Source organism: Rhodovulum sp. PH10, assembly GCF_000293785.1.
Classification (GTDB): domain Bacteria; phylum Pseudomonadota; class Alphaproteobacteria; order Rhizobiales; family Xanthobacteraceae; genus Rhodoplanes.
In genome coordinates this window covers 1-7,437 of sequence record NZ_AKZI01000021.1, presented here as the reverse complement: position 1 = coordinate 7,437, position 7,437 = coordinate 1, and the positions used below count along the sequence as shown (strand labels likewise).

The window sequence follows — 7,437 nt, the reverse complement described above, 5'->3', positions numbered from 1 at the left end:
GATGAGGCCCGCACCGTGGCCTCGCCCTTCGAGACGCACTCCTACGGAGTGCTCCTCAGGACGAGGTCGGCCTCTATCGCCGTCGGTATGAGGGCCGCTTCCGCCCTTCCGCCGATCTTCACCCCATCGCCTCGCGCAGCAGCTCGGCCTCGGCCTCGGCCAGAAGCGCCTCCGACGCCTCGCCGGCGACCGACTCGCGGCCGATCTCCAGCATCACCGGCACCGCCAGCGGCGACACCCGCGCGAGCGGCCGGTGGGTGACGCGCCCCTTCACGCGCGCCAAAAAGTCGCCGAGCCGCCGGATGTCGAGGAGGCCCGCCGCCGCCTCCTGGCGGGCGGCGCGCAGCAGCACGTGGTCGGGCTGGTACTTTCGCAAAACGTCGTAGACGAGATCGGTCGACACCGTGACCTGCCGCCGGCTCTTCTCGGCGCCGGCGGCGCGCCGCTCGATCAGCCCGGCGATCACCGCGCACTGACGGAAGGTGCGCTTCATCAGCGCCGACTCGGCGAGCCACGCCTCGAGGTCGTCGCCCAGCATGTCCTCCTCGAACAGCGCGGCGAGCGAGAGCTTTCCGAGCCGCACCGCCGACGTCAGGTCGCCGAGCCCCCACACCGCGAGCGCGTACTCGTTGGCGACGAACCCCATCGGTTTTTGCCGCGCCCGCTCGAGCCGGCGGGTCAGCAGCATGCCGAGCGTCTGGTGGGCGAGCCGGCCCTCGAACGGGTAGCAGACGAGATAGTGCTTGTCGGCGCGCGGAAAGGTTTCCACCAACAGCTCGCCCGGCTGCGGCACCTGCGAGCGCAGCGTCTGAAAGCTCAGCCACTCGCGCACCTGGGCCGGCAGCCGCCGCCATTCGTCGGGCGAGGCCAGAAGGTCGCGCACCCGCGCGGCGAGATAGGTCGAGAGGGGGAATTTTCCCCCCGCATAGGCGGGCACCTTGGGATCCTGCGCCGTGGTGCGCGAGACATAGGCCTCGTCCTCGACCAGAATCTCGTAGCGAAGAATTTCGCCGGCGAACACGAAGGTGTCGCCCGGCACGAGGCCCTCGATGAAATACTCCTCGACCTCGCCGAGCAGCCGCCCGCCACGCACCAGCGCGCCGCTCGGGCCGTGCGCGCCGGCGCCACGCGGCCCCGCCCGCACCAGCCTGATTTTGATCATCGGCTCCTCGACGATGGTGCCGACATTGAGCCGATATTGCTGGGCGATGCGCGGATGCGAGACACGAAAGCGCCCGTCCTGCCCGCGCCTGATCTTTGCGTAGCGTTCGTAGGCTTTCAGCGCGTAGCCGCCGGTCGCGACGAAATCGACCACCGCATCGAAATCGTCCCGCGTCAGGCCGGCATAGGGCGCGGCGCTGCGCACCTCGTCGTAGAGCGCGTCGGGCAGGAACGGCTCGCCGCACGCGCGGCCGAGCACGTGCTGGGCGAGCACGTCGAGCGCGCCGGTGCGCAAGGGCGGGGTGTCCTGCGCGCCCTCGGTGACGGCGTCGATCGCCGCGCGGCATTCCAACACCTCGAAGCGGTTCGCCGGCACCAGCACCGCCTGCGAGGGCTCGTCGAGCCGGTGGTTTGCTCTTCCGATCCGCTGGGTGAGGCGGGACGCGCCCTTCGGTGCGCCGACATTCACCACGAGGTCGACGTCGCCCCAGTCGATGCCGAGATCGAGCGAGGAGGTGCACACCACCGCCCGCAAACGGCCGTCGGCCATCGCCGCCTCGACCTTTCGCCGCTGGGCGACGTCGAGCGAGCCGTGATGGAGGGCTATCGGGAGATTGTCGTCGTTGATGCCCCACAGGAGCTGAAACAAATTTTCCGCCTGGCTGCGCGTGTTGACGAACACCAGCGTGGTGCGATGTCGCTTGATCAGCGCGTAGATCTCGCCGAGCGCATGGGCGGCGGAGTGCCCGGCCCACGGCAGGTGCTCGGCGGTGTCGAGCATTGCGACCCGCGGGGCGACGCCCGGCTCGGCTTGCACGACATCGGCGTGGCGTGGCGGTGCGTCGGGCGCCTGCGGCACCAGGAAACGGGCGAGCTCCTCCGGCTCGGCGACGGTCGCCGACAGGCCGACGGTGGCGAGACCGGGCACGAAGGAAAAGAGCCGCGACAGCGCCAGTGACAAAAGATCGCCGCGCTTGGAGGTGACCAGCGCGTGCAGCTCGTCGAGCACCACCCGGCGCAGCGTGCCGAACAGATAGGGCGCGTCGGCGCTGGCGAGCAGCAGCGAGAGCTGCTCGGGCGTGGTGAGCAGGATGTCGGGCGGATCGCGGCGCTGGCGGGCGCGCCGGCTCGCCGGGGTGTCGCCGGTGCGCGTCTCGATGCGGACCGGCAAGCCCATCTCGGCGACCGGCCGCTCGAGGTTTCGCGCGATGTCGACCGCCAGCGCCTTCAAGGGCGAGACATAGAGCGTGTGCAGGCCACCGCCCCTTGGCCCGACCCTCTCCCCGCGTGCGGGGAGAGGGAGCGCCGGCACCGTGCCCCCGTCAGCGAAACCATGCGGCGAACGCCGCTCGAAAATCTCCACCAGTGTCGGCAGAAAGCCGGCGAGCGTCTTGCCGGCACCGGTCGGGGCGATCAGCAGGGTCGAGCGATCGTCGCGGGCGGCGGCGAGCAGCGCGAGCTGGTGCGGCCGCGGCGCCCAGCCGCGCGACGAGAACCAGTCGGCGAACGTTTCCGGCAGCCGCGCCTCCGGGTCCGGAGACGGCGGGACCGGCGAGGACGGGGGCGATGACGGCGGCGATGGCGAGGGTGGCGTGCTCACCTCCCGGAGGTAGCGTCTCGCGGCCGCCGATCCAAGCGGTGCGGAGCCCGCCCGGCCCGCGGCGTTCGCCCCTGGGTCGATCCCGGCTCCGAAAGAGCCGTCCGTTGCATGCGGCAGCCGGGCGGCTGGGGCGCGGAGGTGGCGGGCCGGGCCTTTCCAAACGGGTCTATCGTCGCGCGATGCGGTCGGTGCCGCGAACCGAAAAGACCATGTCGCTCTACACCTCCCTCGTTCGGCCGGCGCTGTTCCGGCTCGATCCCGAATTCGTCCATCACGCCACGCTCGGCCTCGCCGGCACTCTCGGCTTTGCCGCCGGACCGATGCGCTTCTTCTCCGCGGTCGACGACCGGCGGCTGCCGGTCACCGTCGCCGGCCTGAATTTTCCGAGCCCGATCGGGCTCGCCGCCGGCTTCGACAAGAACGGCGCGGCGGTGCCGTTCCTCGCCGGGCTCGGCTTCGGCTTTCTCGAGCTCGGCTCGGTGTCGTCCGAGCCCTCCGGTGGCAACCCGCGCCCGCGGCTCTTCCGCCTGCCCGACGACGAGGCGATCGTGGTCGCCTACGGCGTGCCGAACCAGGGCGCCGACCGGGTCGCGGCCCGGCTCGCCGGCCAGCGCCACCGGGTGCCGATCGGCCTCAACATCGTCGCCACCAATCGCGGGCCGAATGCCCCAGCGGAGCCGGATGACGCCATCATCGCCGAGTACATGATCGCCGCCCGGCGGCTCGCGCCGGTCGCCGACTACCTGATGTTCAATCTGAGCTGCCCCAACACCTGCGACGGCCGCGACTTCTTCGCCGACCGCGGGCGGATGTCGGCCTGGCTCGATGCGCTCGACGCCGCCCGCCTCGACCGCCGGCCGGTGTTCCTGAAGGTCTCGCCCGCCGGGGGGATCGCCGGCATCGAGCAGCTGCTCGAGCTGTGCGACGCACACGACACCATCGACGGCTTCATGTTCAACCTGCCGAGCACCAAGCCGGCCGGGCTGAAGACCCCCGAAAGCGTGTGGAAGTCGCTGCCGGGCGCGGTGGCGGGGCCGCCGGCGGCAGCGGTGCTCGATGAATGCCTGGTCGAGTGCTATCGCCGGATGGACCGCAGCCGCTACGTGCTGCTCGCCTCCGGCGGCGTGTCGTCGCCCGAGGACGCCTATGCGAAAATCCGCAAAGGCGCGTCGCTGGTCGAGCTGCTGACCGCGATGATCTATCAGGGCCCCGGCGTGGTGCATCGCATCACCGTCGGCCTCGCCGACCTGATGGCCCGCGACGGCGTGAAGAGCGTGTCGGAGGTGGTCGGCGCCGACGTGCGCTGAGAGACCCCGCTCGCCGGCCCGCTCGTCCGATCGCGACGTCTCGCAACCCGCGACGCAAACGCCTATCTGAGGCGCATGCGTCCGGACGAGCTGCTCTGCCCCACCCCGGCCGGCCTGTGCTGCCCGAGCGGAAATTTTTTCGTCGATCCCCGGCGCGCGGTCGAGACGGCGCTGATCACCCACGCGCATTCCGACCACGCCCGGCCGGGCCACGGCGCCGTGCTGGCGACCCGCGAGACGCTCGATCTGATGCGGCTGCGCTACGGCGAGAATTTTGCCGGGCGGACGCAGGCGGTGGCCTATGGCGAGACGCTGACGATCGGCGACGTGAGGGTCTGCTTCTTCCCGTCCGGCCACGTGCTGGGGGCGGCACAAATTCTGGTCGAGAAGGCGGGCCTTCGGATCGTCGCCTCGGGCGACTACAAGGACGTGCCCGACCCGACCTGCACGCCGTTCGAGCCGGTGCGCTGCCACGTCTTCATCACCGAGGCGACTTTCGGGCTGCCGGTGTTTCGCCACGGCGATGCGGCGGCGGAAGTGCAAAAGCTCGTCCACTCGCAAAACCTGTTCCCCGAGCGGACGCACCTGGTCGGCGCCTACACGCTCGGCAAGGCGCAACGACTGATCGCCATGCTGCGCGCCGCCGGCCACGACGCGCCGATCTTTCTGCACGGGGCGATGGAGGCGATCACCGGCTACTATGCCGGCAAAATGGATCTCGGCGATTTGCGTCCGGTGCGCGACGCCACCAAGGCCGATCTCGTGGGTGCCATCGTGCTGTGCCCGCCTTCGGCGCTCGGCGACCGCTGGACCCGGCGCTTCTCCGATCCGATCGCCTGCTTCGCGTCGGGCTGGATGCGCATCCGAGCGCGCGCCCGCCAGCGCGGCATCGAGCTGCCGCTGGTGATCTCCGATCACTGCGACTGGGACGGCCTCTTGCGCGTCATTCCGGCGACCGGCGCCTCCGAGGTGTGGGTGACGCACGGCGCGGAAGAAGCGCTGGTGCATTGGTGCGGCACCAAAGGCTTGCGCGCAAAACCGCTGCATCTCGTCGGCTACGGCGAGGAGGAGGAGATCGAGGTTTTGGCGGCGTCGACCGAGGCCGCCACGAATACGCCGGCCGAGGGTAGCGGCGCATGAACCGCTTCGCCGCGCTTTTGGATCGCCTCGCCTACGAGCCCGGCCGCAACGCAAAGCTGCGGCAGATGACCGACTATTTCCGCATCACCCCCGATCCCGAGCGCGGCTTTGCCCTGGCGGCGCTGACCGGCGCGCTGTCGTTCCGCCACGCAAAACCCGGGCTGATCCGCACGCTGATCGCCGAGCGCACCGACCCGGTGCTGTTCGCGATGTCCTACGACTATGTCGGCGACCTTTCCGAGACGGTCGCGCTGATGTGGCCCGCCCCCTCGCCCGAAGCCCGTGCGAGCGCAGCCTTCGACCTCTCCCCGCACGCGGGGCGATGTGAAGAAGGGGACGTGGCGCCTCCCCCTGCTCCCTCCCTCGCCGAGGTGGTCGAGACCCTGCAAACGCTGGGAAAAGCCGAGCTGCCGAACCGGCTCGCGCACTGGCTCGACGGGCTCGACGAGACCGGCCGCTGGGCGCTCCTCAAGCTCGTCACCGGGGGCTTGAGGATCGGCGTGTCGGCGCGGCTCGCAAAGACCGCCGTCGCGGCGCTCGGCGACACGGATACCGACGAGATCGAGGTACTGTGGCCCGGCCTCGCGCCGCCTTACGAGAATTTGTTCGCCTGGGTCGAGGGGCGCGCCGAAAGGCCGGAGGCAGACGACCCCGCCCGCTTCCATCCGCCGATGCTCGCCCATCCGATCGGCGCCGACGATTTTGCCACCCTCGACCCGGCCGACTTCTCAGCGGAATGGAAATGGGACGGCATCCGCGTCCAGGCCGTCGCCGGCTTCTGTCCGGACGGCCGGCACGTCGCCCGCCTCTTCTCCCGCACCGGCGAGGATCTGTCGGGCGCCTTCCCCGACCTCCTCGACCGACTGACTTTCGACGGCGCGCTCGACGGCGAGCTTCTGATCGTGCGTGAGGCACGAGTTCAGTCGTTCAACGTGCTGCAGCAGCGGCTGAACCGGAAAGCCTCGACCGCCAAGCTCTTGGCCGAGTTTCCGGCACACCTGCGTGCCTACGACCTCCTGCGCGACGGTGCCGAGGATTTGCACGCCCTCCCGCTCACCGAGCGGCGCGCCCGGCTCGCCGCACTGGTGGAAAAGCTCGGCGATCCCCGCGTCGACCTGTCGCCGGAAATTCCGTTCTCCGACTGGGACGGGCTGGCAAAGGCGCGGGCGAACCCGGAAACCGTCGGCGCCGGGCCGGACGCCGAGGCGATCGAGGGCGTGATGCTCAAGCGTCGCGATTCCGCCTATCTGCCGGGCCGCCCGAAGGGGCTCTGGTGGAAGTGGAAGCGCGACCCGTTCGTGGTCGACGCCGTGCTGATGTACGCCCAGCGCGGCCACGGCAAGCGCTCCTCCTATTATTCGGACTACACGTTCGGCCTGTGGACCGCGGGCGCCGACGGCGACACGCTGGTGCCAGTCGGAAAAGCCTATTTCGGCTTCACCGACGAGGAGCTTCTGCAGATCGACAAGTTCGTGCGGCAGAACACGGTGAACCGGTTCGGCCCGGTGCGCGAGGTTTTGCACGAGGCGGATACGGGCCTCGTGTTCGAGGTGGCGTTCGAGGGCATCTCGCGCTCGACCCGGCACCGGTCGGGCGTCGCCATGCGGTTTCCCCGCATCGGCCGGCTGCGCTTCGACAAGCCGCCCGGCGAAGCCGACCGGCTCGACACGCTTTTGAAGATGCTGGAAGCCGCCGAAGCGACGCCGGCCTCCGGCGGCCGCGTGCTCGACGCCTCCGCCCGCACCGGCAAGCGCAAGGGCGGGTGAGACGGGCGGGTGAGCGAGGCTGCGCCGGCGACCGTGCCGTCGCAAGAACCTACGGCGATCGCGGCGCGCCGCGGATCCGGCTTTTCCAGGCCGCGGCCTTCGGGTCACGGTCGTTGCCGATATCGCGCGGGAGGGCCGCGGCGAGATCGGGATAGAGGTCCCGGATCAAGGAGCGCAGCGACGGCCAGGTCCGGCTGAGACCGTAGAGGTAGTAAGCGAGATAGAGATGAATCACCGGCACCAGGACATGGCCCGGATCGAAGGCGTTCTGGAAATGAAAGTAGAGAACGGACAGGACACCGGAGAGGACCGGAAACACGAAGAACTGCGCCGTGTAGTAATGCCCGATGCCGTTCGTCACATCGAGATTGGCGGCCCACAGGCTCGACCGGATCTGCGGAAGGTGTCGCACCGTGAGAGACCGTTTGGAAACTCCGACGGGGCTGCGCCGGAGCCGATTTCG

General features: G+C 70.0%; 5 protein-coding genes. 3 read left to right on the top strand and 2 right to left on the bottom strand.

Translation table 11 applies throughout. The features are described from left to right. Positions 1-118 precede the first annotated feature (118 nt). On the bottom strand, positions 119-2,761 hold the full coding sequence (locus A33M_RS04540) for a ligase-associated DNA damage response DEXH box helicase (protein WP_008384035.1): 2,643 nt from the start codon (positions 2,759-2,761) through the stop codon (positions 119-121). A 209-nt stretch (positions 2,762-2,970) separates the two neighbouring features. Here A33M_RS04540 and A33M_RS04535 point away from each other — a divergent pair, with 209 nt between their 5' ends. The 3 genes from A33M_RS04535 to A33M_RS04525 all read left to right on the top strand — a co-directional run bounded on the left by A33M_RS04535 (position 2,971) and on the right by A33M_RS04525 (position 6,974). Next, entirely contained in the window at positions 2,971-4,068 is a 1,098-nt protein-coding gene (locus tag A33M_RS04535) for a quinone-dependent dihydroorotate dehydrogenase (RefSeq protein WP_040619315.1), read from the top strand. 75 nt (positions 4,069-4,143) lie between these two features. After that, complete coding sequence (locus A33M_RS04530; protein ID WP_008384028.1) at positions 4,144-5,208, top strand: ligase-associated DNA damage response exonuclease; 1,065 nt, start codon at positions 4,144-4,146, stop codon at positions 5,206-5,208. Next, complete coding sequence (locus A33M_RS04525; protein ID WP_008384026.1) at positions 5,205-6,974, top strand: cisplatin damage response ATP-dependent DNA ligase; 1,770 nt, start codon at positions 5,205-5,207, stop codon at positions 6,972-6,974. The genes A33M_RS04530 and A33M_RS04525 overlap by 4 nt, the downstream gene beginning before the upstream one ends. A 49-nt stretch (positions 6,975-7,023) precedes the next feature. Here the strand turns inward: A33M_RS04525 and A33M_RS04520 are convergent. Continuing rightward, the coding region (locus A33M_RS04520) for a hypothetical protein (RefSeq protein ID WP_237718280.1) at positions 7,024-7,437 on the bottom strand (414 nt) is incomplete at its 5' end.

What these genes read in the sequence shown, in the direction of transcription:
- A33M_RS04530 (WP_008384028.1), top strand. Translation starts at nt 4,144, where the DNA reads ATGCGTCCGGACGAGCTGCTCTGCCCCACCCCGGCCGGCCTGTGCTGC.
- A33M_RS04535 (WP_040619315.1), top strand. Translation starts at nt 2,971, where the DNA reads ATGTCGCTCTACACCTCCCTCGTTCGGCCGGCGCTGTTCCGGCTCGAT.
- A33M_RS04525 (WP_008384026.1), top strand. Translation starts at nt 5,205, where the DNA reads ATGAACCGCTTCGCCGCGCTTTTGGATCGCCTCGCCTACGAGCCCGGC.